Source organism: Streptomyces sp. NPDC044719, from assembly GCF_056433405.1.
The window spans coordinates 81,659-106,881 of the sequence record NZ_JBWKHE010000001.1; the positions used below are offsets into that span (position 1 = coordinate 81,659).

At 70.1% G+C, this 25,223-nt stretch carries 26 protein-coding genes; 20 read left to right on the forward strand and 6 right to left on the reverse strand.

Annotated elements, in window-relative coordinates; translation table 11 throughout:
* Positions 1-467: 467 nt before the first annotated feature.
* The 7 genes from hemL (at position 468) to ccsB (ending at position 8,221) form a co-directional block, all read left to right on the forward strand.
* Positions 468-1,784 (forward strand): glutamate-1-semialdehyde 2,1-aminomutase, encoded by a 1,317-nt coding sequence (hemL, locus tag AC07DF_RS00410; protein WP_478965554.1) that lies wholly within the window; start codon positions 468-470, stop codon positions 1,782-1,784.
* The gene (locus tag AC07DF_RS00415; RefSeq protein ID WP_478965556.1) at positions 1,781-2,482 is read left to right on the forward strand and encodes a histidine phosphatase family protein; all 702 of its coding nucleotides are present in this window, start codon (positions 1,781-1,783) and stop codon (positions 2,480-2,482) included. Before hemL ends, AC07DF_RS00415 begins: the two co-directional genes overlap by 4 nt.
* A 129-nt stretch (positions 2,483-2,611) precedes the next feature.
* The gene (locus tag AC07DF_RS00420) at positions 2,612-3,901 is read left to right on the forward strand and encodes a polysaccharide deacetylase family protein (RefSeq protein ID WP_478965558.1); all 1,290 of its coding nucleotides are present in this window, start codon (positions 2,612-2,614) and stop codon (positions 3,899-3,901) included.
* A gap of 66 nt (positions 3,902-3,967) precedes the next feature.
* Entirely contained in the window at positions 3,968-4,624 is a 657-nt protein-coding gene (locus tag AC07DF_RS00425) for a TlpA family protein disulfide reductase (protein WP_478965560.1), read from the forward strand.
* Position 4,625: 1 nt separating this feature from the next.
* The gene (locus tag AC07DF_RS00430) at positions 4,626-5,399 is read left to right on the forward strand and encodes a cytochrome c biogenesis CcdA family protein (RefSeq protein WP_478965562.1); all 774 of its coding nucleotides are present in this window, start codon (positions 4,626-4,628) and stop codon (positions 5,397-5,399) included.
* A gap of 3 nt (positions 5,400-5,402) precedes the next feature.
* Positions 5,403-7,145 (forward strand): cytochrome c biogenesis protein ResB, encoded by a 1,743-nt coding sequence (gene resB / locus AC07DF_RS00435; RefSeq protein ID WP_478965564.1) that lies wholly within the window; start codon positions 5,403-5,405, stop codon positions 7,143-7,145.
* On the forward strand, positions 7,142-8,221 hold the full coding sequence (ccsB, locus tag AC07DF_RS00440) for a c-type cytochrome biogenesis protein CcsB (protein ID WP_478965566.1): 1,080 nt from the start codon (positions 7,142-7,144) through the stop codon (positions 8,219-8,221). The genes resB and ccsB overlap by 4 nt, the downstream gene beginning before the upstream one ends.
* Positions 8,222-8,313: 92 nt before the next feature.
* Here the strand turns inward: ccsB and AC07DF_RS00445 are convergent, their stop codons facing one another.
* The 3 genes from AC07DF_RS00445 to AC07DF_RS00455 all read right to left on the reverse strand — a co-directional run bounded on the left by AC07DF_RS00445 (position 8,314) and on the right by AC07DF_RS00455 (position 11,051).
* Positions 8,314-9,723 carry a condensation domain-containing protein gene (locus tag AC07DF_RS00445; protein WP_478965568.1) on the reverse strand — a complete coding sequence of 470 codons (1,410 nt, stop codon included), beginning with the start codon at positions 9,721-9,723 and terminating at the stop codon, positions 8,314-8,316.
* Positions 9,724-9,858: 135 nt separating this feature from the next.
* Positions 9,859-10,323 (reverse strand): nucleoside deaminase, encoded by a 465-nt coding sequence (locus AC07DF_RS00450; RefSeq protein ID WP_478965570.1) that lies wholly within the window; start codon positions 10,321-10,323, stop codon positions 9,859-9,861.
* Positions 10,320-11,051 (reverse strand): MerR family transcriptional regulator, encoded by a 732-nt coding sequence (locus AC07DF_RS00455; protein WP_478965572.1) that lies wholly within the window; start codon positions 11,049-11,051, stop codon positions 10,320-10,322. Before AC07DF_RS00455 ends, AC07DF_RS00450 begins: the two co-directional genes overlap by 4 nt.
* An 82-nt stretch (positions 11,052-11,133) precedes the next feature.
* On the opposite strand from AC07DF_RS00455, the gene uvrA reads away from it, so the two are divergent.
* Together uvrA and AC07DF_RS00465 are read left to right on the forward strand one after the other, a co-directional pair.
* Positions 11,134-13,590 (forward strand): excinuclease ABC subunit UvrA, encoded by a 2,457-nt coding sequence (gene uvrA / locus AC07DF_RS00460; RefSeq protein WP_478965574.1) that lies wholly within the window; start codon positions 11,134-11,136, stop codon positions 13,588-13,590.
* Positions 13,591-13,665: 75 nt separating this feature from the next.
* A complete protein-coding gene (locus AC07DF_RS00465) occupies positions 13,666-14,088 on the forward strand; it encodes a DUF6281 family protein (RefSeq protein ID WP_478965576.1) in 423 nt (140 codons plus the stop codon).
* A 10-nt stretch (positions 14,089-14,098) separates the two neighbouring features.
* On the opposite strand, the gene AC07DF_RS00470 is transcribed toward AC07DF_RS00465, so the two are convergent.
* A complete protein-coding gene (locus AC07DF_RS00470; RefSeq protein ID WP_478965578.1) occupies positions 14,099-14,704 on the reverse strand; it encodes a DUF7848 domain-containing protein in 606 nt (201 codons plus the stop codon).
* 104 nt (positions 14,705-14,808) lie between these two features.
* Here AC07DF_RS00470 and AC07DF_RS00475 point away from each other — a divergent pair, with 104 nt between their 5' ends.
* The 3 genes from AC07DF_RS00475 to AC07DF_RS00485 are packed head-to-tail and all read left to right on the forward strand — an operon-like array spanning position 14,809 to position 17,487.
* Entirely contained in the window at positions 14,809-15,753 is a 945-nt protein-coding gene (locus AC07DF_RS00475; protein WP_478965580.1) for a helix-turn-helix domain-containing protein, read from the forward strand.
* Positions 15,716-15,829, forward strand: a complete 114-nt coding sequence (locus AC07DF_RS00480) for a DUF397 domain-containing protein (RefSeq protein ID WP_478967524.1) — start codon at positions 15,716-15,718, stop codon at positions 15,827-15,829. Before AC07DF_RS00475 ends, AC07DF_RS00480 begins: the two co-directional genes overlap by 38 nt.
* Positions 15,817-17,487, forward strand: coding sequence for a protein kinase domain-containing protein (locus AC07DF_RS00485; RefSeq protein ID WP_478965582.1), 1,671 nt, complete (start codon positions 15,817-15,819; stop codon positions 17,485-17,487). The genes AC07DF_RS00480 and AC07DF_RS00485 overlap by 13 nt, the downstream gene beginning before the upstream one ends.
* 15 nt (positions 17,488-17,502) lie before the next feature.
* Here the strand turns inward: AC07DF_RS00485 and AC07DF_RS00490 are convergent, their stop codons facing one another.
* Positions 17,503-17,820: a PLD nuclease N-terminal domain-containing protein gene (locus AC07DF_RS00490; RefSeq protein ID WP_403882206.1), complete on the reverse strand. Its 318-nt coding sequence runs from the start codon at positions 17,818-17,820 to the stop codon at positions 17,503-17,505.
* A gap of 67 nt (positions 17,821-17,887) precedes the next feature.
* On the opposite strand from AC07DF_RS00490, the gene AC07DF_RS00495 reads away from it, so the two are divergent.
* Positions 17,888-19,339, forward strand: coding sequence for a menaquinone biosynthesis decarboxylase (locus AC07DF_RS00495; protein ID WP_391103189.1), 1,452 nt, complete (start codon positions 17,888-17,890; stop codon positions 19,337-19,339).
* Positions 19,336-20,238: a menaquinone biosynthesis prenyltransferase MqnP gene (gene mqnP / locus AC07DF_RS00500; RefSeq protein ID WP_478965585.1), complete on the forward strand. Its 903-nt coding sequence runs from the start codon at positions 19,336-19,338 to the stop codon at positions 20,236-20,238. Before AC07DF_RS00495 ends, mqnP begins: the two co-directional genes overlap by 4 nt.
* On the opposite strand, the gene AC07DF_RS00505 is transcribed toward mqnP, so the two are convergent.
* Positions 20,239-20,847 (reverse strand): rhomboid family intramembrane serine protease, encoded by a 609-nt coding sequence (locus AC07DF_RS00505; protein ID WP_478965587.1) that lies wholly within the window; start codon positions 20,845-20,847, stop codon positions 20,239-20,241.
* 91 nt (positions 20,848-20,938) lie between these two features.
* On the opposite strand from AC07DF_RS00505, the gene AC07DF_RS00510 reads away from it, so the two are divergent.
* The 6 genes from AC07DF_RS00510 to AC07DF_RS00535 all read left to right on the forward strand — a co-directional run bounded on the left by AC07DF_RS00510 (position 20,939) and on the right by AC07DF_RS00535 (position 25,005).
* Positions 20,939-21,631, forward strand: coding sequence for a UbiX family flavin prenyltransferase (locus tag AC07DF_RS00510; RefSeq protein ID WP_478965589.1), 693 nt, complete (start codon positions 20,939-20,941; stop codon positions 21,629-21,631).
* A 58-nt stretch (positions 21,632-21,689) separates the two neighbouring features.
* On the forward strand, positions 21,690-22,145 hold the full coding sequence (locus AC07DF_RS00515) for an Lrp/AsnC family transcriptional regulator (RefSeq protein WP_031103084.1): 456 nt from the start codon (positions 21,690-21,692) through the stop codon (positions 22,143-22,145).
* 46 nt (positions 22,146-22,191) lie between these two features.
* Positions 22,192-23,355 (forward strand): aminofutalosine synthase MqnE, encoded by a 1,164-nt coding sequence (gene mqnE / locus AC07DF_RS00520; RefSeq protein WP_478965591.1) that lies wholly within the window; start codon positions 22,192-22,194, stop codon positions 23,353-23,355.
* Between the two features lie 70 nt (positions 23,356-23,425).
* A complete protein-coding gene (locus tag AC07DF_RS00525; RefSeq protein WP_478965593.1) occupies positions 23,426-24,076 on the forward strand; it encodes a UdgX family uracil-DNA binding protein in 651 nt (216 codons plus the stop codon).
* A gap of 16 nt (positions 24,077-24,092) precedes the next feature.
* Positions 24,093-24,617 (forward strand): N-acetyltransferase family protein, encoded by a 525-nt coding sequence (locus AC07DF_RS00530; protein ID WP_478965595.1) that lies wholly within the window; start codon positions 24,093-24,095, stop codon positions 24,615-24,617.
* A gap of 88 nt (positions 24,618-24,705) precedes the next feature.
* The gene (locus AC07DF_RS00535; protein ID WP_478965597.1) at positions 24,706-25,005 is read left to right on the forward strand and encodes a DUF4229 domain-containing protein; all 300 of its coding nucleotides are present in this window, start codon (positions 24,706-24,708) and stop codon (positions 25,003-25,005) included.
* Positions 25,006-25,223 lie beyond the last annotated feature (218 nt).

The following is a 25,223-nucleotide window of genomic DNA, read 5'->3' on the forward strand; positions in this document are numbered from 1 at the left end:
TCCGGTTCACTCTGCGGACCCTGCGTCTGTCGAGTTTCCTGAGTGTCCTCCGCCTCGCGCCGGTGCCTGCCCCGCCTGGCACGTCGAGGACCCAGGTCATCGGTCCCCTCGCCCAGTCCGCCACCGCGATGCATATCTCCACCCGACTGCTTTTTCTAGGACGCGTCGCCCCCGCCGCGCGACCCGATCATCGTGTCAGTGACCTCCCCCGCGGCCGCTCGCCGAAACGTGCGCCGAAACATCTGTCCGCAGGATCTTCGCAGCCTCTGACCACCCTGGGCCGTTTGATCTGTGTGTATCAGGTCCAGTCTCGCAGACGGCCGGGGATCGCGGGCCGGATGCGGGCTCGCTCACACCTCGCTCGTCCGTTGGCCCGTCCGCCCCGCAACCGCCCCTGGCCTACCCTGAACAGGTCACTGGCACCCGGAGCCCGACAACGTCGGAGAAGGTCGGAGAAGTCGCAGGTCATGAGTGAACTCGCATATCCGTATGAAGCACCGGCCTCGCAGGCTCTGTTCGACCGTGCGGCGGCCGTCACGCCCGGCGGTGTGAACTCACCGGTACGGGCCTTCCGCGCCGTCGGCGGCACGCCGCGGTTCATGGTGTCCGGCACCGGCCCGTATCTGACGGACGCCGACGGACGCGAGTACGTGGATCTCGTGTGCTCCTGGGGGCCCATGATCCTCGGGCACTCGCACCCCGAGGTCATCGCCGCCGTCCAGGACGCCGTCGCCCGCGGTACGTCCTTCGGTACGCCCGGTGAGGGCGAGGTCGCGCTCGCCGAGGAGATGGTGGCCCGCGTCGCGCCGCTGGAGCAGGTCCGGCTCGTGTCCAGCGGCACCGAGGCGACCATGTCGGCGATCCGGCTGGCGCGCGGGTTCACACAGCGCACCAAGGTGATCAAGTTCGCCGGGTGCTACCACGGCCACGTCGACTCGCTGCTCGCCGCGGCCGGCAGCGGCGTCGCCACCTTCGCGCTGCCCGACACCCCGGGCGTCACCGGCGCCCAGGCCGGCGACACCGTCGTCCTCCCCTACAACGACCTGGACGCCGTACGCGAGGCCTTCCGGGCGCACCCCGGCGAGATCGCCTGCGTGATCACCGAGGCCTCCCCGGGCAACATGGGCGTCGTGCCGCCCGCGGACGGCTTCAACCAGGGGCTCAAGGACCTCTGTACCGAGAACGGCGCCCTCTACATCTCCGACGAGGTCATGACCGGCTTCCGGACCAGCCGCGCCGGATGGTTCGGGATCGACGGCGTCGTCCCCGACCTGATGACCTTCGGCAAGGTCATGGGCGGCGGCTTCCCCGCCGCGGCCTTCGGCGGGCGTGCCGATGTGATGGCACACCTCGCGCCCGCCGGGCCCGTCTACCAGGCCGGCACGCTGTCCGGGAACCCCGTCGCCACCGCGGCCGGTCTCGCCCAGCTGCGGCTGCTCGACGACGCCGCCTACGCCAAGGTCGACGCCGTCTCGAAGCAGATCCAGGGCCTCGTCACCGACGCCCTGACCAAGGAGGGCGTCGCGCACACGCTGCAGAACGCCTCCAACATGTTCTCCGTGTTCTTCACCGACCGCCCGGTCAGGAACTACGAGGACGCCAAGGCGCAGGAGTCCTTCCGCTTCACCGCCTTCTTCCACTCGCTGCTCGCCGACGGCGTCTACCTGCCGCCGTCGTCCTTCGAGTCCTGGTTCGTCTCCGCCGCGCACGACGAGCGTGCCGTGCAGCGCATCGCCGACGCCCTCCCGGCAGCGGCCCGCGCGGCCGCGGAGGCGACGGCATGAGCGACGAGAGGAACAACGAGGTGAACGGTGACATCACCGTCGTCCACGTCATGCGCCACGGCGAGGTCGCCAACCCGGACGGCATCCTCTACGGCCGCCTCCCCGGCTACCACCTCTCCGAGCTGGGCCGGCGCATGGCGGACCGGGTCGCCGAGCACCTCTCGGACCGCGATGTGACCCACGTCGTCTCCTCCCCGCTGGAGCGGGCGCAGGAGACGGCCGAGCCGATCGCCAAGGCGCACGGCCTCGACCTCGCCACCGACGAGCGGCTGATCGAGGCGGACAACATCTTCCAGGGGAAGACGTTCGGCGTCGGGGACGGAGCGCTGCGCAGACCGGGCAACTGGAAGCACCTGGTCAACCCCCTCCGGCCGTCCTGGGGCGAGCCGTACGTCGACCAGGTCGTCCGCATGATGAGCGCGCTGAGCACGGCGAAGGACCGGGCCCGGGGGCACGAGGCGGTCGTGGTCAGCCATCAGCTGCCGATCTGGATCGTGCGGTCGTACGTCGAGCGGCGGCGGCTGTGGCACGACCCGCGCAAGCGGCAGTGCACGCTCGCCTCGCTGACGACCTTCACCTTCCGGGGCGACCGGATCGTCTCCGTCGGCTACACCGAACCGGCCCGCGATCTCGTCCCGGCGCATCTCCTCGCCGGTGCCAAGCCGGTGAAGGGGAAGGACAAGGCCTTCGGCGCGTAAGCCCTTTCTGTTCGCTTCCGAGTCGTTTCCGATCGATCCGTTACGGAAACTGCAAATATCGGCGGAACCTCCCCGTTCGTCACGTCCTCTGACTGGGTGACCAGCACGACGTGATGAATCGGGGATGCCATGCGCGCTCTCACCCGTAGGGGAATGCTCGGAATCGGCGCGGGAGCCGCCGCCGCTGTCTCACTCGCCGGCTGCGGTGGCCTCACGGGCTCGGACGAGTCCAGCCACGCCGACGGTTCCGGTGACTCCGCGCAGGGCGGCTCCAAGCCCAAGCCCACCGCCCGGCCCATCGGCGACGGCTCCACCGCCCACACCGGCAAGCAGCCCCACCAGCCCGGCAAGCCCGAGCCGCTGGAGCCGGGCCAGACCCCGCCGCAGTTCGTCGTGTTCTCCTGGGACGGCGCCGGCGAGGTCGGCAACGGCCTCTTCCCGCGCTTCCTGGACCTCGCCAAGGAGCACGGCGCGAGCATGACCTTCTTCCTGTCCGGGCTGTATCTGCTGCCCGAGTCGAAGAAGCGTCTCTACGACCCGCCGAACAACCCGCGCGGCGCCTCCGACATCGGCTACCTCACCGACGCGCACGTCAAGGACACGCTGAAGAACGTCCGCCGGGCCTGGCTGGAGGGCCACGAGATCGGCACCCACTTCAACGGGCACTTCTGCGGCGAGACCCACGGCTCGGTCAAGAACTGGACGCCCCGGCAGTGGCGCAGCGAGATCGGCCAGGCGAAGTCCTTCGTGAAGGAGTGGCGCACCAACACCGGCTGGACCGACCTGCCGTCGCTGCCGTTCGACTACGACAAGGAGCTCGTCGGCGGCCGTACACCCTGTCTGCTAGGCCAGGACAACCTGCTGCCCACCGCCCGCGAGCTCGGCTGGCGCTACGACGCCTCCTCACCCGGCGGCCGCCAGGTCTGGCCCGTGAAGCGGCAGGGGATCTGGGACCTGCCCCTGCAGCAGATACCTTTCCCCGGCCGGGGCTTCGAGGTCCTCTCCATGGACTACAACATGCTGGCAAACCAGTCCATAAGCACCACAAAGGCGCCCGCCCACAACTACCCGGGCTGGCGGAAGCAGTCGGCCCAGGCGTACATCCAGGGCTTCCAGCGGGCCTACGAGTCGAACCGCGCGCCCCTCTTCATCGGCAACCACTTCGAGCAGTGGAACGGCGGCATCTACATGGACGCCGTGGAGGAGGCCTTCAAGCACATCGCGCGTGAGAAGGACAAGGGCGCGGATGTGCGCCTCGTCTCCTTCCGGCAGTTCACCGACTGGCTGGACGTCCAGAAGCCCGAGGTGCTGGCCAAGCTGCGCACGCTCGAGGTCGGGCAGCAACCGGCCGGTGGCTGGAAGGGGTTCGTCGAGAAGACCCCGCAGAGGGCCGGGACGCCCTCGCGAAACGCTGCCTGAAATGCGGTTTTCCACCCGCAAGGGGGGTGGGCGAGAGCCCCGGAACGGGCATGCGAAACTTTTCACATGAGTGCCGCCAGCCGCGCCCCCCTGGGCTCGAACAGCTCGCCCCGCACGACCCGGAACACCCGCTCACCCCGGGTCCGTCGCCGCGCCGCCCTGACCGCCGGTGCCGCCGCGGCCGCACTGCTCGTCTCCGCGTGCGGCTCGGGCGGCACCTCCGGCGGGGGCGGCAACACCAACTTCGTCACCGGCTCCGACGGCACCTCCACGGTCGCCAAGGGTGAGCGCACCCCCGCCCCCGACCTGTCCGGCAAGACCATCGCCGGCAAGACGCTCGACGTCGCCGACTTCAAGGGCAAGGTCGTCGTCCTCAACGTCTGGGGCTCCTGGTGCAACCCCTGCCGCGCCGAGGCCAAGTACTTCGCGAAGGTCTCCAAGGCGTACGCCGGCAAGGGCGTGCAGTTCGTCGGCATCAACACCCGTGACACCTCCACCGGCGCCGCCCTCGCCTTCGAGAAGGACTGGGGCATCACCTACCCCAGCCTCTACGACCCGACCGGCAAGCTGCTGCTGCGCTTCGAGAAGGGCACGCTCAACCCGCAGGCGATCCCCTCCACCCTCGTCCTCGACCGGGACGGGAAGATCGCGGCCCGCTCGCTGTCCGCGCTCAGCGAGGAACGCCTGCTGAAGATGCTCAAGCCCGTAGTCGCGGAGAAGTGACGTGACGGACGTCACCACCCTCGCGGCGGTCACGGACCCCAACGGCACAGTGCTCAACGGCGCGCTGCTGGCGGCCCTGCCCCTCGCCCTGCTCGGCGGCCTCGTCTCCTTCTTCTCGCCGTGTGTGCTGCCGCTCGTGCCGGGCTATCTGTCGTACGTCACCGGCGTCAGCGGCACCGACCTGGCCGAGGCCAGGCGGGGCCGGATGGTCGCCGGTGCCTCGCTGTTCGTGCTCGGCTTCACGGCGGTCTTCGTCTCCGGCGGCGCCTTCTTCGGCTACTTCGGCCAGACGCTCCAGGAGGAGCGCGGCGTCCTGTCGAAGGTGCTGGGCGTCTTCATGATCCTCATGGGGATCTTCTTCATGGGCCTGATGCCCTGGCTCACCCAGCGCGAGTTCCGCTTCCACCACAGGCCCGCGGCCGGCCTGGTCGGCGCTCCCGTGCTGGGCGCCCTGTTCGGCATCGGCTGGACACCCTGCATCGGCCCGACGCTCGCCGCCGTACAGACCCTCGCCCTGAACCAGGGCAGCGCCGGACGCGGCGCCCTCCTGACCGTCGCGTACTGTCTGGGGCTGGGCGTGCCGTTCGTGCTCGCCGCGGTCGCCTTCCGCAAGGCCCTCGGAGCCTTCGGGTGGATCAAGCGCCATTACGTCTGGGTGATGCGGGTCGGCGGCACCATGATGATCGTGACCGGTCTGCTGCTGCTGACCGGCGCGTGGGACCGCATCGTGCAGGAGATGCAGGTCTGGTCCGACGGCTTCACTGTGGGGATCTGATCGATGAGCAAGACCACCGCCTCCGACCCGGCCCCCTCCGCAGCCGAGGACCAGGACCTGGGCGCCGCCGGCTCCCAGCTGTCCACCGCCCCCAAGGAGGACCTGCCCAACCTGCCCGCCCTGGGCGTCATCGGCTGGGCCCGCTGGTTCTGGCGCCAGCTCACCTCCATGCGGGTCGCGCTGCTGCTGCTCCTGCTGCTCTCCCTCGGCGCGATCCCCGGCTCGCTCATCCCGCAGTCGGGCCAGGACGAGACGAAGGTCGCCGACTTCCGCAAGAACCACGAGACGCTCGGCGAGATCTACGACAAGCTCGGCCTGTTCCACGTCTACGGCTCGGTGTGGTTCTCCGCGATCTACATCCTGCTGTTCATCTCCCTCATCGGCTGCATCGTGCCCCGCACCTGGCAGTTCGTGGGCCAGCTGCGCGGCCGCCCGCCGGGCGCCCCCAAGCGGCTGAACCGGCTGCCCGCCCACACCAGCTGGCGCACCACGGCCGAACCCGAGCAGGTCCACGAGGCCGCCCTGGCCCTGCTGAAGAAGCGCCGCTTCCGCGCCCACCTCGCCGGTGACGCCGTCGCCGCCGAGAAGGGCTACGTGCGCGAGCTGGGCAACCTCGTCTTCCACATCGCCCTCATCGTGATGCTGGTCGCCTTCGCCTGGGGCCAGCTCTACAAGTCCGAGGGCAACAAACTCGTCGTCGAGGGCGCCGGCTTCTCCAACACCCTCACCCAGTACGACGACTTCAAGTCCGGCAACCTCTTCTCGTCCGACGACCTGGTGCCGTTCAGCTTCAACCTGAAGAACTTCACCGGCACCTACGAGCGCACCGGCCCCAACAAGGGCACCCCGCGCGTTTACAAGGCCGACCTCACCTACAGCGACGGCCCCTACGGCAAGGACCGGAACACCACCGTCGAGGTGAACCACCCCCTGGAGATCGGCGACTCCAAGGTCTACCTCGTCAGCCACGGCTACGCCCCGGTCATCACCGTCCGCGACGCCCAGGGCAAGGTCGTCTACGACGACGCCGTACCGCTGCTGCCACTGGACGCCAACGTCACCTCCTCCGGAGTCGTCAAGGTCCTCGACGGCTACCGCAACGCCCAGGGCAAGAAGGAACAGCTCGGCTTCAACGCGTTCCTCGTGCCGACCTACGGCGGCCACGCCAGCGGCACGATGCTGTCGCAGTTCCCCGCGCTGGACTCCCCGGTGCTCGCACTGTCCGCCTACCACGGCGACCTGGGGGCCGACTCGGGCATCCCGCAGAGCGTGTACCAGATGGACAAGACCAACATGAAGGAGTTCAAGGACTCCAAGGGCAAGCTGTTCAAGAGGCTGCTGCGGCCCGGCGACTCCATGACCCTCCCGAACGGCGCAGGCTCGGTCACCTTCGGCAAGACCGTCAAGGAGTGGGCCGGCTTCCAGGTCGTCCAGGAGCCCGGCGGCGGCTGGGCCCTCGCCGGATCCATCGCCGCGATCGGCGGCCTCGCCGCCTCCCTGTTCATCCAGCGCCGCCGCGTCTGGGTGCGCGCGGTCCGGGGCGCCGACGGCGTCACCGTCGTCGAGATGGCCGGCCTCGGCCGCAGCGAGTCCGCCAAGGTCCCGGAGGAACTGGGCGACCTCGCCGGAATCCTCTACGACCAGGCCCCGGGCGCGCCCGGCCCCGACGACCCCGCAGATTCCCCCGACGCCGACCAGGAGCCGGGTACCGACACCCCCGTACCTGCCGAAGGGGCTGAGAAGTGACTCTCGCCGCCGCCACCAACGAAAACCTCGCGAGTATCAGCAATGTGCTGATCTACTCCTCGATGGCCGTCTACACCCTGGCCTTCTTCGCCTATATCGCCGAGTGGATCTTCGGCAGCCGCAGCAAGGTGGCCCGTACCGCCGCCGCGCTCACCGGGCAGGCAGAGAAGAAGGCGGCCCCGGCCGTCACCGTGAACAAGGCCGGCGGCACCGCCGTCCTGGAGCGGCCGAAGGTCACCGTACGGGCCGCGACCGGTCAGCGGGACGTGCCGGACGGGCCCGGCGCGGCCGGCGGGGACGAGCAGGGTGACCTGTACGGCCGGATCGCCATCTCCCTCACCGTGCTCGCCTTCCTGGTCGAGTTCGGCGGTGTCCTCACCCGCGCCCTCTCGGTGGAGCGGGCGCCGTGGGGCAACATGTACGAGTTCAACATCACCTTCTCCACGGTCGCGGTCGGCGTGTACCTCGCGCTGCTAGCCCTGAAGAAGAACGTCCGCTGGCTCGGCCTGTTCCTGGTCACCACGGTCCTGCTCGACCTGGGCCTGGCCGTCACGGTCCTCTACACGGCCAGCGACCAGCTCGTCCCGGCGCTGCACTCGTACTGGCTGTACATCCACGTCTCGACCGCGATCTTCTGCGGAGCGACCTTCTACGTGGCCGCGGTCGCCACGATCCTGTACCTCTTCAAGGACTCCTACGAGAACAAGCTCGCGAGCGGCGGCACGCCCGGCACCTTCGCGACCTCCGTCCTGGAGCGGCTGCCCTCCTCGGCCTCGCTCGACAAGTTCTCCTACCGCGTCAACGCGGCCGTCTTCCCGCTGTGGACGTTCACGATCATCGCGGGCGCCATCTGGGCCGGTGACGCCTGGGGCCGCTACTGGGGCTGGGACCCGAAGGAGACCTGGTCCTTCATCACCTGGGTCGCCTACGCCGGCTACCTGCACGCCCGCGCCACCGCCGGCTGGAAGGGCCGCAAGGCCGCCTACCTGGCCCTCCTCGCCTTCGGCTGCTGGCTGTTCAACTACTACGGCGTGAACATCTTCGTCTCCGGCAAGCACTCCTACGCGGGCGTCTGAGCCCGCCCCGCCCCGCCCCGGACGACACCGAAGGCCGGCTCCCGCGACTCCACGTCACGGGAACCGGCCTTCGCCGTCTCCGGGCGCCTCTCCTAGTGTGGCCCGGTGGTACTCGTGATGACGTCCCGCAACCGCTCCGCGTACAGCCGCAGGTTCTTGTGGGCGATGTCCGTGTCCGGGTAGCGGCTGGCGAACCACAGGCCCTCGTGCAGCCGGGTGATCCAGGCGCACACCTGGTCGCCGTAGGACACCCGGAGCAGCCCGTACGCGTTCTGGTCCGTCCAGTCGCCGGAGCCGGGGATGGCGCGGGTGTCGACGAAGGAGACGATCGAGTACAGGTCGGGGGAGGTGGGGCGGAAGTCGGCGCCGAGGAGGTGGAGGACCCGGGCGAGGGGAATGCGCGCGAGCCGCCGGTTGGCCTGGAGGGCGGCGCGTACGGTGCGCAGGGCGCTCGGGAAGTCGGGGGCCTCGGACATGGGGATCTCGATCGGGGCGCCGCCCACGTACCAGCCGACCGACTGCGACCACTGGGACTTCACGCGGGTGTGGAACGGCACGACCGTGCGGTAGACGGGCTCGCCGCCGATCTCGTGGACGATCAGGGCGGTGGCCGCGAGAACTCCGACGAGGCTCCCGCCGTACGGGCGGCAGTACGCCTCGAACGCGGCTGCGGTGTCCGCGTCCACCAGCATCTCGCGCATGAACTTCTGCGTGGGCAGCCCGCCTTCGGGATCCAGCCCCAGGTCGATCGGGAAGCTCGGCAGCCGTCCGTCGCAGCGGTGGATGAACTCCCGCCAGCGGGCGACGATGTCGTGGTCCGCGTCGATGCGGTCGGCGTCCGCCCGCTCGGCCTCGCAGAAGTCGACGTAGCTGCCCACCGGTTCCGGCTCCGGCACGGCCGCCACCTCGCCGCCCGCCCGGCCGGCCTCGTACAGCTCGTGGATCTCGGCGGGGATGCGGTGGATGGAGTAGGCGTCGACATTGCTGTGGTCGAACGCCATGTAGACGCTGGTGCAGTCGTCCCGGACCACCGCCGTGTAGATGAGGTTGGGCCAGCGCAGCGCGTCCGCCGTGGTGTCGAAGCGGTCCTGGAGGTGCTGGGCCAGGGCCGCCGGGTCGGTGAAGTCGCCGGCCTCCTCGCGGTGCAGGGACACCGAGGACGCGTCGAGCGTGAAGCGGCGGATCGAGTCGCCGGGACCGCCCGCCCAGCGGAAGCCGCTGCGCAGGGTCTCGTGCCGCAGGGTCCAGGCGCGCAGCGCCTCGCCCAGCGCGTCCAGATCGGCCCGCCCGGGGATGTCGAACGCCGCGCCCAGCCAGGTCGGCACGAACAGTCCGTCCTCGCGCACGGACCGTGCCGTCCGGAGGTGCGACTCCTGGATGTACGCCGGCGGCCTGGAGTCCTCCGGCAGCGCCTTCGCCGTCGCGACGGTCGCCGGACTGAGTGTCCATTCGACGAGTCGCCCAGGTCGCACCTCGCAACGCTGGATGTCAGTCATTCGCACAGGGCGTCTCCGTTCGCAGGTGGGATAGACCCGACCAGAGGAATGCCGAACTCGCCATCGGCGACACTGGCTTTCGCCACATTTCAATGGAACGGATGGCATCTCGAACGGCGATACGAACCCTGAGCGGTGCGCTCAGTTGACGCCGATGTCCTCGTTCCACAGCTCCGGGCTGCTCGCGATGAAGTCCCGCATGAGGCCGGTGCACTCCGCGTCGTCCAGCAACACGATCTCCACACCGTGTTCGGAGAGCCAGTCGTGACCCCCGTGGAAGGTGGCCGCCTCGCCGATCACCACCCGGGAGATGCCGAACTGCCGGACCAGGCCGGAGCAGTACCAGCAGGGGGACAGGGTCGTCACCATCGTCGTGCCCCGGTAGGAGCGCTGCCGCCCGGCCGCGCGGAAGGCGGCCGTCTCCGCGTGCAGGCTGGGGTCGCCGTCCTGCACGCGCCGGTTGTGGCCCCGGCCCAGCAGGGTGCTGTCGGCCCCGTAGAGGGCGGCGCCGATCGGGATGCCGCCCTCGGCGAGCCCGGCGCGGGCCTCCTCGACGGCGGTGGCGAGCCATGCGCGTGCCTGTGCCTGGTCCAGGGCCTCGTTCATCGGGTCTCCTTCGTCGCTTCGGTGAGCCGGCCGAGGTAGGTGTGGAGGGCCCCGGAGCCCTCGATCATGGTCCTGGTGCGAGCGGTCAGAGCTTCCCCGCGGGCCGCGACGGCGGCGCGCAGGGCATCGCTGCTGCCCTCCCTCCGCAACCCCTCCAGCACCGGCCGGATCTGGTCGAACAGATAGTGACTGCGGCGCAGGGTGTGCACGAGCCGGGCGTCCCGCATGTCGGCCGGTTCGTAGAGCCGGTATCCGGTGGCGCGCTCGCGCCGGGGCGCGAGCAGCCCGGCGCCCTCCCATACCCGCAGCGCGGACGTCCGTATGCCCAGCAGCGCGGCCACCTCCCCGATGCGCAGCCCGCCGGACCGGGGGAGCGGGGCCGGGGGCTCGGCCGCCAGCAGTTCCAGGGCCTCGCTCGCGGCGCGCAGGGAGACGCGCTCCTCGTGCAGGGCGGCGTGCGCGGCGTCGACCAGCGCGAGCGCGCCCGCGACGTCCCCCTCGTGCAGGGTCCGCATGATGCGTGTCGCCGGCACCGGACCGTAGCCCCGCATCAGGGTCCGGTACGCCAGCAGCGCTCCTCGGTGCACCTCGGTGAAGGCGCGGTAGCCGGACGCGGTCCGGGAGGCCGGCGGGAGCACCCCGGCGTCCTCGTAGTTGCGGATCTGCTGCGTCGAGACACCGGCCAGCCGGGCGAGATCGACGGGACGGAGACGGCGTTCGTTCGTCACGGATTTGAAGGTTACGGCAGGGAGCGAGCCGTTGAAGGGAGGAAAAGTCTCAATACCGCACTTAAATGGAACACTTGAAGGAATGGACACCTGCATTCGCGTCACCGGCGCACGTCTCCACAACCTCAGGAACGTCTCCCTCTCCCTCCCGAAGAACAAGCTCGTCGTCCTGACCGGCCTGTCCGGTTCCGGCAAGTCCACTCTCGCCTTCGACACCCTCCACCGGGAGGGCCAGCGGCAGTACCTGGAGTCGCTGGGCATGGTCACCGGCTTCGTCAGCAAGCCCGCCGTCGACTCGATCACCGGCCTGTCCCCGTCGATCAGCGTCGACCAGCACCACACCAACCGCAGCCCCCGCTCCACGGTCGGCACGGTCACCGAGGTGTTCACCTACCTCCGCCTGCTGTGGTCGCGCATCGGGGTACGGCCCTGCCCGGACTGCGGGAAGGACATCCCGCCGTCGCACGCCGAGGGCGCCGAGGGCGGCGAGGACGCCGAGGACTCCGAGGCCGAGCAGCGGCCCTGCCCGCACTGCGGCACGCCCGTGGCCGAACTCGTGATGGGCTCCTTCTCGTTCAACAAGCCCGCCGGAGCCTGCCCGGCCTGCACCGGCCTGGGCGAGGTGATCCGGCCCGACGTACGGCGCCTGGTCGACGGCGGGAAGTCGGTCGCCCAGGGCGCGGTGAGGGGCTGGAACGCGAAGTACACCGACTGGAGCATCCCCGTGCTGCGGGCCGCCGCCGGCCACTACGGCTTCACCTTCGACGCGGACGCACCGGTCGACGAACTGGGCGACATCCCGAGGGACCTGCTGCTCCACGGCGTCGAAAGCCCCGAGTTCCGACGGCACTTCCCGGACACCGATCCGCCGGCGACGGTGTCGGGGGGCCGTTTCGAAGGGGTCGCGACGGCGCTGCTGCGCCGCTACAACGACCGTGCCGACGACCCCGACTACCGCGAACGGGCCGAACAGCAGGGCCTGCTGAAACAGCCCTGCGGGGAGTGCGGCGGGACCCGGCTGCGGCCGGAGAGCCGGGCGGTGACCGTCCACGGACACACCATCGTCGAGGCCGCCCGGCTTCCCCTGACCGACCTCGACACCTGGCTGGCCGGTCTGCGGGAGCGGTCGGGCGGGGACGAGTGGCTGCTCGTGGAACCGGTCGTCGCCGACCTGGAGGAGCGGGTGCGGCGGCTGGTGGACGTCGGCGTCGGCTACCTCACCCTGGACCAGGCGACACCGAGCCTCTCGGCGGGCGAGACCCAGCGCCTGCGCCTCGCCGCCCTGCTGGGCTCGGGCCTCACCGGCGTCCTCTACGTCCTCGACGAGCCGACGATCGGACTGCACCCGTCCGACACCGAGCGGCTGGTCCGTGTCCTGCGCAGGCTGCGCGACCTGGGCAACACGGTGCTGGTCATCGAACACGACCTGGATGTGCTGCGGGCGGCGGACCACGTCGTGGACGTCGGCCCGGGAGCGGGACGCGACGGGGGCCGGATCGTCGCCCAGGGGTCGCCGGAGGAAGTGGCGCGGACCGAGGGCTCGGTAACCGGGGCGTACCTGTCGGGCCGGCTGCCCGCCCCGGCGTCGCGGGGCCGCGCGGACGCCGACAAGGCGCTGGTGATCCACGGCGCAAGGGCGCACAACCTCAAGGACGTCACCGCCCGGATTCCGCTCGGCCGCCTGGTCACGGTCACCGGACCGTCCGGCTCGGGCAAGTCCACGCTGATCCTGGACGTCCTGGGCCGGGCCGCCCGCCGCCACTTTCATGGGGCCGGTGAGCGCCCGGGTGAGCATGACGGCATCGACGGCTGGGAGCACCTGTCCAAGGTGGTCCTGATCGACCAGGAGCCGATCGGCAGGGTCCCGCGCTCCAACGCCGCGACGTACTCCGACGTCTTCACCCCCGTCCGGGAGACCTACGCGACCCACTCCAAAAGCGCCCTCACGCCCGGCCACTTCTCCTTCAACGTCCCCGGAGGCCGCTGCGAACGCTGCGAGGGCGCCGGTGTGCTCACCGTCCCCATGCACTTCCTCCCGGCCGTGGAGGTGCGCTGCCCCGCTTGCCAGGGGCGCCGCTTCCGGCCCGAGGTGCTGGCCGTGCGCTACGAGGGCCACGACATCGCCGAGCTCCTCGCGGCCACGGTGGAGGAGGCACTGACGGTCTTCGCGGGCGTCCCGGCGGTCGCCTCCAGGCTCCGGCGCATGGTGGACGTGGGCCTCGGCTACCTCCCCCTGGGCCAGCCCGCCACCACTCTCTCCGGCGGAGAGGCACAACGTCTCAAACTGGCCAAGGAACTGGGCCGCCGCACCACGGGCCGCACCCTCTACCTTCTGGACGAGCCCACCACCGGCCTGCACGCCGCCGACACCGCCCGCCTCCTCGCCGTCCTCCAACGCCTCGTCGACGGCGGACACTCCGTCGTCACCATCGAGCACAACCTCGACGTCATCCATGCCTCGGACTGGCTGATCGACCTGGGCCCCCAGGGCGGTTCGAGCGGTGGGCGGCTGGTGTGGCAGGGCGCACCCGGAACCTGAACCGATCCGCAGCCGCGCACGTCTTCGTTGCGTATCCACACGGCCGGAGCCGAGGCTCCAGAAGGAGGCGTACCGATGAAGGCGTCAATCCCGCGGGCCGGTCGCGGACCCGCCTGGGCGCTGCTGGCGGCGGCCCTCGCCCCGTTGCCGGTGGGCTGCACGTCGGTGTCGTCGTCGGACGACGGCGACGGCGCGCGGCCCGAGGCGTCCTGCGCCTACGTCGTCGAGTACGACGGCCGCAGCTACCTCGGGAGAGAGGAGACCGACGTCCCCGTGGGCACGTCGCTCGGCGGTGCGACCCGCGCGGCGTGCGACGACACCCCTGGCGACGGCGACGACGGGGAGGACCCGGCCCTGATGACCGCGTTCGCCGTGCAGGGCGTGGACCCCGGCGTCGCCATCGCCGTGGCCGAGGACACCGACGAGTACCGTCTGGTCGTCGCCGACACGGTCAAGGAACTCCCGCCCGAGTTGAAGAAGCTGACCGACCGCTCCTGACCCGGGAGCCTCAGCCCTGCCTCTCCAGCACCGCGTAGTCGGCGAAGCTGCGGCGGTAGCGCAGGTGCCTGGTCTCCTGGGTGTGCCTGCGCTGCCACTCCTCGACCTCGGCCGGGGCCGAGCAGGGCCCGGAGCCGGCCCCGCAGTCCGTGTCCTCGCCCGAGACGCAGTACGCCTCGTACTCGGGCAGGGCGGACGCGTCCTGCACGATCGTGTACGGGACGTACCGGAAGAGCCTGCGTCCTGCCGATTCCCCACCGTGTTCGTCGCGTTGGTGCTTGCGCAGCAGGACGTTCGCGTCCGTCACGGCACTTCCGTCGAACGACGCGCGGGCCTTGTCCCGGCGGAGGGCCAACTCCTCACATGCCGCGCACCCCGGCATCGGCACGGGTGGTCGGTTCGGGTCCGCCGACAGTCCATCCCTTGAACGGTCGTTGGCCGCGCGTACGCCCGCGCTGAGCCGTTCCTCCGGTGTCGCCTCGCGGATCCGTGCCGGGTCGGCCTGCCACTCCCGGCCGCCGCCGACCGGGCGCAGCATCACGTACGGGCCGGTCTTGTCCTGGTACTCGCCGACCTTGTGCGTGTGGGGGTCGTAGACGAGCGTTCCCGGTTCCATTTCCTGCTCCTCCGTAACTCTGGGTGTATCGAGCGTTGCGCAGGGGAATGGGCCGGATCAATGTTTCGGGCGTGCGGGTGGAGCACTGTCACGGAGGGGGAGCCGTGAGTCGACGGAATGGCGGGGTGGGGGCGGGGGCCAGCACGGCGGCTGTCTTCGGGGAGGTGCTCAAGCACTTCCGCGAGGCCGCGTTGCTCACGCAGGAGGGCTTGGCGGGGCGCATCCCGTGCGACCGCTCGCATGTGGCCCGGGTGGAGGCGGGGACGAGGGTTCCGACGGACGGTTTCGCCAAGACGTGCGATGAGCTCCTGTCGACGGGTGGGGTGTTGACGCGGTTGTGGGGCCGCATCGACTGGTATCCGCAGGTGGAGCATCCTGATTGGTTCCGGCGGCGGGCTGAGATGGATGAGGTGGCCGTTGCCTTGCGGGAGTACCAGGAGCGGGTGATTCCGGGCTTGTTGCAGACCCCTGAATACGCGCAGGCGCTGTTCAGCCGCCGCCGTGCGGACGCGCACGAGATCGAGTCACGCGTCCGCGCGCGCATGAGCCGACAGCAACGCTTCCTGGCTGACGGGGGCCCGCTGTACGTCGCCATCCTCGACGAAAGCTGCCTGCGCAACGCGGTGGGAAGCCCGGCGGTCATGCGGCAGCAGTGCGCGCACCTGCTGAGCGTCGGGCAGCGCCCCAACATCCGCGTCCAGGTCGCCCCGGCCGACCTCTTCGGGCTGGTACGTCCGAGAGGTTCCATGTCGCTGATCGAACTGGCCGATGAGCGATGGGTGTACTCGGAGTCGTTGGACCGTGGCCACTTCAACAACGATCCGGCCCTCTATGCGCGGCATTCGCACACCTATGATGTGCTCAGGGCAGACATCTTGTCAGCTCGGCAGTCCGCCGCCCTGATCAGCGACGTGATGGAGAGGTACGAGCAGCATGGACAGCTACCGACTCAGCGCGGCGTCTTGGATCAAGAGCAGCTACAGCGACGACAACGGCGGCAACTGCATAGAAATAGCCCCCGGTTTCCCCAGCACCGTCCCGGTCCGTGACAGCAAAGCCCCTGACAGAGCTGTGCTGTTGGTGTCTCGTGAAGCCTGGGCGGCGTTCACTTCGTGTCTTCGCTGAGGCCGGAGGACCCGCGCTCCATAGGCGACTACCAGCTGCTGGGGCGGCTGGGCGCAGGCGGAATGGGCCGGGTATATCTGGGGCGTTCGCCGGGTGGGCGGGACGTCGCCGTCAAGGTCGTGCATGCCGAGCTGGTGCGTAGGCCGGAGTTCCGGTCCCGGTTCCGCCGGGAGGTGGAGGCGGCCCGGTTGGTCAGCGGAGCCTTCACCGCCCCTGTCATCGACGCCGACCCGGACGCGCAGCTGCCGTGGCTGGTCACCAGTTACATCGCGGGTCCGTCGCTGGAGCAGGCGGTCGCAGAGCAGGGCCCCTTCGGCACCGACGCCGTACGGCGCCTCGCGGCGGGGCTCGCCGAGGCGCTCGTGTCGATCCACTCGGTGAACCTGGTCCACCGTGACCTCAAGCCGTCCAACGTGCTGCTCGCTCAGGACGGGCCGCGCGTCATCGACTTCGGGATCGTGCGCAGTGTCGAGGGCGACTCGATCACCGGGACCGGGCACATGGCGGGCTCGCCCGGGTTCATGGCGCCGGAGCAGGTGAGCGGCGACGAGATCACGCCCGCCAGTGACGTCTTCTGCCTGGGCGCGGTCCTGGCCTTCGCGGCGACCGGCGGCAACCCGTTCGGTGCCGGACCCACGCCCGCCCTGCTCTACCGGGTCGTGCACAACGAGCCCGATGTCACCGCCGTCTCGGACCCGGAGCTGCGGGCCCTGATCTCCGCGTGCCTCGCGAAGGACCCCGCCGACCGCCCCACGCCGCGCGACATCCTCGCCCGGGTCGGCCCGGCCGACGCCGAGAGCACGATGGCGCTGCCGCGCGTCGCACCAGGGCGCCCGGTCAGGCCCACGCGTGAGGCTGTCGCGCCCCAACCGGTGCGACCGGACACCCGCGTCGCCCCCACTCCGGCACCTGCCCGTCGTAACCGACGCGCGTTCCTGCTCTCCGGAGCCGGTGCGGTCGCCGCGCTCGGCGCCGGTGCCGGGGTCTGGCTCAGCAGGCCCGAGGCCGAGGGCGACACCGCGGATCCACCCCGGGCCGGTGCCCCGGCCCCGGCCCGGCCGATCGGTGCCTGGCCCCTCGACGAGGCCTCGGGCGCGCTCGCCCGGGACACCGCCGGTGACAACGACGGCACCGCGTCCGGGGTCAGGTGGCGGTCGGGCGGCCAGGGGGCGGCCGAGTTCGACGGGAGCGGCAGCCAGATCATCACCGAGGTGCCGGTGCTGAGGACCGGTGCCGGGCGGAGCTTCACGGTCGCTGCCTGGGTGCGGCTGGCCACCGAGCCGGACCACTTCGCCACCGCCGTCAGCCAGGAGGCCGGTGACGCCAGCGGCTTTTACCTCCAGTACTCCAGCGACGAGAAGCGCTGGGCCTTCGCCCGGCCCGGACAGCGCGCCGTGGGGTACTCCGTGCCCGCCGTGAACACCTGGACGCACCTGGTGGGCGTCTGCGACGGGCCCGGACGCAAGTTGCGGCTCTACGTCGACGGCGTGCAGCAGGCGGAGACCCGTGACACTCGCCCGCTGCCCGCGCCCGGCGGCCTGATGATCGGCCGCGCGACCTTCGACGGGCGCCCCAGCGACTTCTTCCCCGGCGCGATCAGGGACGTACGCGTCTTCGACAAGGCCCTCACCAGCGCCCGGATCAAGACGCTGGTGTGAGCGGCGCGGCGACGGTCAGGGCTCGTCGCGCTTCGGGTCGTCGTCCCTCTTCGGGTCCTCGTCGAGGGACTTGAGGAAGTCGGGGTTGTCGTCGGGCGCGACCCACTGCCGGGAGCGGCCGCCCCGGACGCCGGACCAGCCCTCGGCGGCCGGGCGGCGCTTCTTGCCGGCGATGAGCCAGGAGATCGAACCGACGAGCGGGAACACCAGCACGAGCAGCGCCCAAAGCGGCTTGGGCATATGGCGGATGTCGTCGTCCTTGGTACTGATGCAGTCGATGAACGCGTACACGCTCAGCGCCAGCGGCACGAGGAACATGAGTACCCGGAGCATGCGGCCTCTCAGCGAAAGCGGGTGGGCGGTTCAGGGCCAGGGTAGCCGCTCGGGGATACTGGACCGCATGGCTTACGACGATCTTCGCTCCCTGCTCAGGGCGCTGGAGCGCGAGGGCGACCTCAAGCGCATCAAGGCCGAGGTGGACCCGTATCTCGAGGTCGGGGAGATCGTCGACCGGGTGCAGAAGGCCGGCGGCCCCGCGCTGCTCTTCGAGAACGTGCGCGGGTCGAGCATGCCGCTCGCGATGAACGTGTTCGGCACGGACCGGCGGCTGCTGAAGGCGCTGGAGCTGAAGTCGTACGGCGAGATCTCCGAGCGGATCGGCGGGCTGCTGAAGCCCGAGCTGCCGCACGGGTTCGTCGGCGTGCGCGAGGCCTTCGGCAAGCTCGGCTCGATGACCCACGTCCCGCCGAAGAAGGTCAAGGACGGCCCGGTGCAGGAAGTCGTCCTGACCGGGGACGACGTCGACCTCGACCAGCTCCCCGCCCTGTTCACCTGGCCGAAGGACGGCGGCTCCTTCTTCAATCTGGGGCTCACCCACACCAAGGACCCGGAGAGCGGCGTCCGCAATCTCGGGCTGTACCGCCTCCAGCGTCACGACAAGCGCACCATCGGCATGCACTGGCAGATCCACAAGGACAGCCGCAACCACTACCAGGTGGCGGCCAGGCGCGGGGAGCGGCTGCCCGTCGCCATCGCCTTCGGGTGTCCGCCCGCCGTGACGTACGCGTCCACGGCCCCGCTGCCCGGGGACATCGACGAGTACCTGTTCGCCGGGTTCCTCGCGGGCAAGCGGATCGAGATGGTCGACTGCAAGACCGTGCCGCTCCAGGTGCCGGCGCAGGCGGAGGTCGTCATCGAGGGCTGGCTGGAGCCCGGCGAGATGCTGCCGGAGGGGCCGTTCGGTGACCACACCGGCTTCTACACGCCGCAGGAGCCCTTCCCCGCGCTGAAGATCGACTGCGTGACGATGCGGAAGCGGCCGCTGCTCCAGTCGATCGTCGTAGGCCGTCCCCCGACGGAGGACGGCCCCCTGGGCCGCGCGACGGAACGCTTCTTCCTTCCGCTCCTGAAGATCATCATCCCGGACATCGTGGACTACCACCTGCCGGAGGCGGGCGGCTTCCACAACTGCGCGATCGTCTCGATCGACAAGAAGTACCCGAAGCACGCGCAGAAGGTCATGCACGCCATCTGGGGCGCGCACATGATGTCGCTGACCAAGCTGATCGTGGTCGTCGACTCCGACTGCGACGTCCACGACCTGCACGAGGTCGCCTGGCGGGCCCTCGGCAACACGGACTACGCCCGTGACCTGTCGATCGTCGAGGGCCCCGTCGACCACCTCGACCACGCCTCCTACCAGCAGTTCTGGGGCGGCAAGGCGGGCATCGACGCGACGAAGAAGTGGCCCGAGGAGGGCTACACCCGCGACGGCGGCTGGCCCGACATGGTGGAGTCCGACCCGGAGACGGCGGCGAAAGTGGACCGCCGGTGGAAGGAGTACGGGCTGTGAGCTCCGCATCCGCCGCGATCCCCCAGCCGGGACGCACGAAGGCCTTCCTGCGCCTGGTGATGATCGAGCACTCGGTCTTCGCGCTGCCCTTCGCCTACATCGCCGCGCTCACCGCGATGTTCCAGGTCGACCGGAACATCCACTGGGGGCGGCTGCTGCTGGTCACCGTCTGCATGGTGGGGCTGCGTACCTTCGCCATGGCGGTCAACCGGATCATCGACCGGGAGATCGACGCCCGTAACCCGCGTACGGCGCAGCGCGAGCTGGTGACGGGCGCGATGTCGGTTCGCCATGCGTGGACGGGCGCGCTCGTCGCCCTCGTCGTCTTCCTGGGCGCGGCGGCCCTGCTGAACCCCCTGTGCCTCGCGCTGGCCCCCATCGCGGTGATCCCGATGGTGGTCTACCCCTACGGCAAGCGGTTCACGAACTTCCCCCAGGCCATCCTGGGTCTCGCCCAGGCGATGGGCCCGGTCGGCGGCTGGCTGGCGATCACCGGTTTCTGGTCCTGGGACGCGGTGATACTCGGACTCGCGGTCGGCGTCTGGATCGGCGGCTTCGACCTGATCTACGCCTGCCAGGACGTCGAGACGGACCGCGAGATCGGCGTCATGTCCGTCCCGGCCCGCTTCGGCATCCCGGCGGCGGTCTGGGGAGCACGGGTCTGTCACGCGACGACCACGGCCCTGTTCGTCTGGTACGCCCTGACCACCGGCGCGGGCGCCTTCTTCTGGCTGGGCCTGCTGATCGTCGCGGGCGCGTTCCTCTACGAGCACTCGATCGTCCGACCGAACGACCTGTCCCGCGTGAACCGCGCCTTCTTCAGCGTCAACGGCTTCATCGGCATCGCCCTGTTCGTGTGCGCGCTGCTGGATCTGCTGGTGCGGGGTCTGACCGTCTGATCACGGTGCGGTGAGGGCGCGGCCCGACTTCGGGCGGCGGCGGAACACCAACGCCGCCGCCACGCCCGCCAGCAGGCCGAGCAGATGCCCCTGCCAGCTGACGCCCGTCTGCGTCGGGGCCAGGCCGGCGAGGATCGAGCCGCCCCAGATCGCGGCGATCAGCACACCGGCCAGGATGCCCAGGGGGCGGCGCTCCACGAAGCCGCTGACCAGCAGGAAGCCGAAGAGGCCGAAGATCAGGCCGGAGGCGCCCGCGGTGTTGGTGTGGGCCGGGGCTATGAGCCAGACGCCCAGACCGTCGACGAGGATGATCAGCGCGCAGACCAGCAGGAAGCGGCGCAGCCCCGCGAGCGCCGCGAGGAAGCCGAGGACCAGCAACGGGATCGTGTTCGCGGCCAGATGGGCGAAGCCGAAGTGGATGAAGGACGACGGGACGACGTCGACCAGCTCGGAGGGGTCGCGCGGGGTGACCCCGAAGCCGTCCAGCGCGTGGCCGGTCGCCACGTCCACCACTTCCAGCAGCCACAACAGCGCCACCCAGGCCAGCATCAGCTTGCCCGCGGCCATCGCGCGGTCGCTCTGTGACCACCCTGCTTCCGGACCGGACATGGCGACCCCCAGTGCTCGCTCGTCCCCTCCATCCAACGGCCCGCACCCCTGCACCGGTTCCCACCCTGTGACGCCCTATAGGCTCGGTGTTGTGAACCCAGTCAAGCCAGGCGAGACCCCACGTACGCCTTGGATCGTAGGGGTGTCCGGGGCCTCCGGCACCCCGTATGCCGCTGCCGTGCTGCGGGCCCTCCTCGCGGCCGGCGAGAGCGTCGATCTCGTGGTCTCCCGGGCCTCCCGGCTCACCCTGCTGGACGAGACCGGGATCTCCTTCCGGGACGCCCACTGGCGCGACGACCTGCGGGAATGGCTGTCCCGTGGCGCCGAGGGCAAGCCGGACACCTTCTCCGTCGACCTCGACGCCGTACGGCACTGGAGCGCCGGCGACCTGGCCGCCGGGCCCTCCTCGGGGTCGTACCCCACCAAGGGCATGCTGATCGTGCCCGCCTCGACGGCGAGCGTGGCCGGGGTCGCGCTCGGGCTGTCGAAGGACCTGCTGCAGCGGGCGGCGAGCGTGACCCTGAAGGAGGGCCGCTGCCTCGTCGTGGCCGTACGCGAGACCCCGCTGAACGGCCAGACCCTGCGGCACCTGGTCACCCTCGACGACGCGGGCGCGAGCGTCGTACCGGCCTCACCCGCCTTCTACGCGGGCGCGACGCACATCCAGGACCTGGTGGACTTCGTCGCCGGACGCGTACTCGACGCGGCGGGCGTGCCGCACCGGCTCTACCGCCGTTGGCAAGGAGAGCTCGGCGGCGGGTCGCACCGCGCCGGCTCCCAGTGAGCACGACCCCGAAACCTCATCGGACCACAGACAACTTCAGCGGAAGGCTTCGATCGCAATGGACGCGGTGGACAGGCAGCTCATCCAGGCCCTGAGGGAGAACGGCCGGGCCTCCTACGCGGAGCTGGGACGCCTCGTCGGACTGTCGGGACCCAGTGTCACCGACCGCATCAACCGGCTGGAGGCGGCCGGAGTCATCACCGGCTACCGGGCCACCGTCGACGCCGCCTCGCTCGGCCTCGGCGTCACCGCCCTCGTCGGCATCTCGCTCTCCGACGCCACCGACCACGAGGACGTGGCGCAGCGGCTGAAGGACCTCTCGGAGATCGAGGACTGCTGGTTCATCGCGGGCGACGACTCGTACATGCTCAAGGTGCGGGCGGCGGACGTGGACGGCCTGGAGAAGATGATCCGGCGGCTCAGTGGAACCAAGGGCGTCTCCCGGACGCGTACGACCATCGTGCTCTCCACCAAGTGGGAGAACCGGGTCGGGGAGCTGCCCGAAGAGGAGTAGGGGAGTAGTCGTACGGTTGGGGCGTTCTTCGTAGAAAGGTGTGGGCATGGATCTCGGGCTCAAGCGCGAGCTGGAGGAGAAGGTCAGGACGGGCGTCCGTCTGACCCGTGAGGACGGCATCGCGCTGTACGAGTCGGACGACCTGGCCTGGCTCGGCGGCCTCGCGCACGAGGTGCGCACCCGCAAGAACGGCGACGTCGTGCACTTCAACGTCAACCGTCACCTCAACATGACCAACGTGTGCACGGCCTCCTGCGCGTACTGCTCCTTCCAGCGCAAGCCGGGGGAGAAGGACGCGTACACGATGCGCATCGAGGAGGCCGTGAAGCTCGCCAAGGCGATGGAGGGCGAGAACCTCACCGAGCTGCACATCGTCAACGGGCTGCACCCGAACCTGCCGTGGCGGTACTACCCCCGGTCGCTGAGCGAGCTGAAGAAGGCGCTGCCCGGCGTCTCGCTCAAGGCGTTCACGGCCACCGAGATCCACCACTTCGAGACGATCTCCGGGATGCCGGCCTCCGAGATCCTCGACGAGCTGATCGAGGCCGGTCTGGAGTCGCTGACCGGTGGCGGTGCGGAGATCTTCGACTGGGAGGTCCGGCAGCACATCGTCGACCACCGCACCCACTGGGAGGACTGGGCGCGCATCCACCGGCTCGCCCACGAGAAGGGTCTGAAGACCCCGGCCACCATGCTCTACGGCCACATCGAGGAGCCGCGCCACCGTGTGGACCACGTGCTGCGGCTGCGTGAGCTGCAGGACGAGACCGGCGGCTTCCAGGTCTTCATCCCGCTGCGGTACCAGCACGACTTCGTCGACATGAAGGACGGGAAGGTACGGAACCGTCTTCAGGCGCGGACGCAGATGGCGACGGGGGCGGAGGCGCTGAAGACCTTCGCGGTGTCGCGGCTGCTGTTCGACAACGTGCCGCACGTCAAGGTCTTCTGGGTGATGCACGGGGTGCAGACGGCGCAGTTGGCCTTGCAGCACGGGGCCGATGACATGGACGGGTCTGTCGTCGAGTACAAGATCACGCATGACGCGGACGACTTCGGGACGCCGAACAAGCTGACGCGTGAGGATCTGCTGGATCTTATTCGCGATGCCGGATTCCGGCCGGTGGAGCGGAATACGCGGTACGAGATCCTTCGGGAGTATGACGGGCCCGACCCGGAGCGTCGCGAATCGCCGCAGCCGATGCGGGTGTGATTGCGGCGCCAGGTGCGTGGGGGCTGGTCGCGCAGTTCCCCGCGCCCCTGGGGTGGGTACCCGGGGGGGCATGGTCAGGACCCAGGCTCCTGAGGATGCCTATACCGCTGAGCCCTTCCTTCCCGGTCGCGGTGGGTTGCCCGCGCTGCGGCGGGCCGCTGCCGAGTGCCGGGGCTGCCCGTTGCACCGTGACGCCACGCAGACCGTCTTCGGGAAAGGGAGCAAGGACGCTCGCGTGATGCTCGTGGGGGAGCAGCCCGGGGATCAGGAGGACCGGCAGGGGGAGCCGTTCGTCGGGCCTGCCGGGCGGCTCTTGGACCGGGCGCTGCAGGAAGCCGGCATCGATCCGGGCGAGGCCTACGTCACAAATGCCGTGAAGCACTTCAAGTTCACGCAGGCCGAGCCCCGGAAGCGGCGTATTCACAAGGCGCCGAACCTCCGGGAGATGACCGCGTGCGGGCCCTGGCTGGCCGCCGAGCTCGCGGTCGTGGAGCCGGAGCTGATCGTCGTACTGGGGGCCACGGCGGGTAAGGCGCTGCTCGGGTCCTCGTTCCGGGTCACGCAGGTGCGGGGCACCGTGCTGGAGGAGGAGATCCACGGGAGGGCCGAGCGGCTGGTGCCCACGGTGCATCCGTCGGCGGTGCTGCGGGCGGACGACCGGGAGGCCGCGTACCGGGGCCTCGTGTCCGATCTGGAAGTGGCGGCGCGGGCCTTGTCGTAATGGCTACAATCCCCGCATGCCCCTTACCTTCACGCTCGACCCCGCCGTCACCCCCGACCTGCGTGACGGCATTCTCGACCTGTGGGCCGACGTCTCCAACGCGGGGGGAGCCGTCGGGTTCGTTCCGCCCGTGACGCGGGAGGACATCCGGCCCTCGCTGCTGAAGCACTTCGCGTCGATGGCGGAGGACAAGGTCAGGCTGCTCGTCGGGCACGACGAGGAGGGGCGGGTCGCGGCGACCGCGTTCCTGACCCTCAACACGCACCACCTGATGACGCACTGGCTGTGGCTGTACACGGTGATGGTGCATCCGCGTCACCAGGGAAAGGGGTACGGCCGTGACCTGCTGGGCGCGGCGGCGGACGGGGCCCGGGGCATCGAGGGCATCGAGGCGATCCGGCTGACCTGCCGGGGCGGGATCGGTCTTGAGCGGTTCTACGAATCCTGCGGCTACAAGGAGGTCGGCCGGATCCCTGGTGCCATCAGGGTCGCGCCGGGCGACGACCGGGACGACGTGATCATGCTCCTGCCGTTGCACTGACCCCCTTGAGCCACCCCCCTCAAAGATCGACCGCCGGGCGTGCTTCACTGAACACTGGCCTGTTTTGGAATCGGAAGAGTGGATTGAGATGCTCCGCTACACACTGATGCGCCTCGGGATCTTCGTGGGCTGCCTCGTGGTCGTCTGGGGCCTCGTCTACTCCGGCCTTGCCCCGCGCGGCCTCGGCGACAGCAACGGCCTGTGGATCGTGACCCTCGCCCTGCTGCTCTCCGCGCCGATCAGCTTCGTCGTGCTGCGCAAGGAGCGCGACCGCGCCTCCGTGCAGATCGTGGGCCGGGTCGACCGTATGAAGGCCAACATGGAGGCCAACCGCAGCCAGGAGGACTCGGCCGACGAGACGAGCCGGGCGCAGGGCCAGGCCTCGTAAGGTTCCTCACACGCGCGCAGCGCCCCGTTTCCGTACATGCTCGGAAACGGGGCGCTTTGCCTTGTATGGGTGCCTGCGTGTTCCTGCCTGTCAAAGCGAGGCTTTGGGGTCCTCAAAGTTCAGGTGTTAAGGTGTCGCTGTTATGAACTCAGCAGTCGTGCCTCTTCCGCCCCGGAGCGTTCCGCTCCGAAGGCTTGCGCTCTTCGCGCGGCTGCACG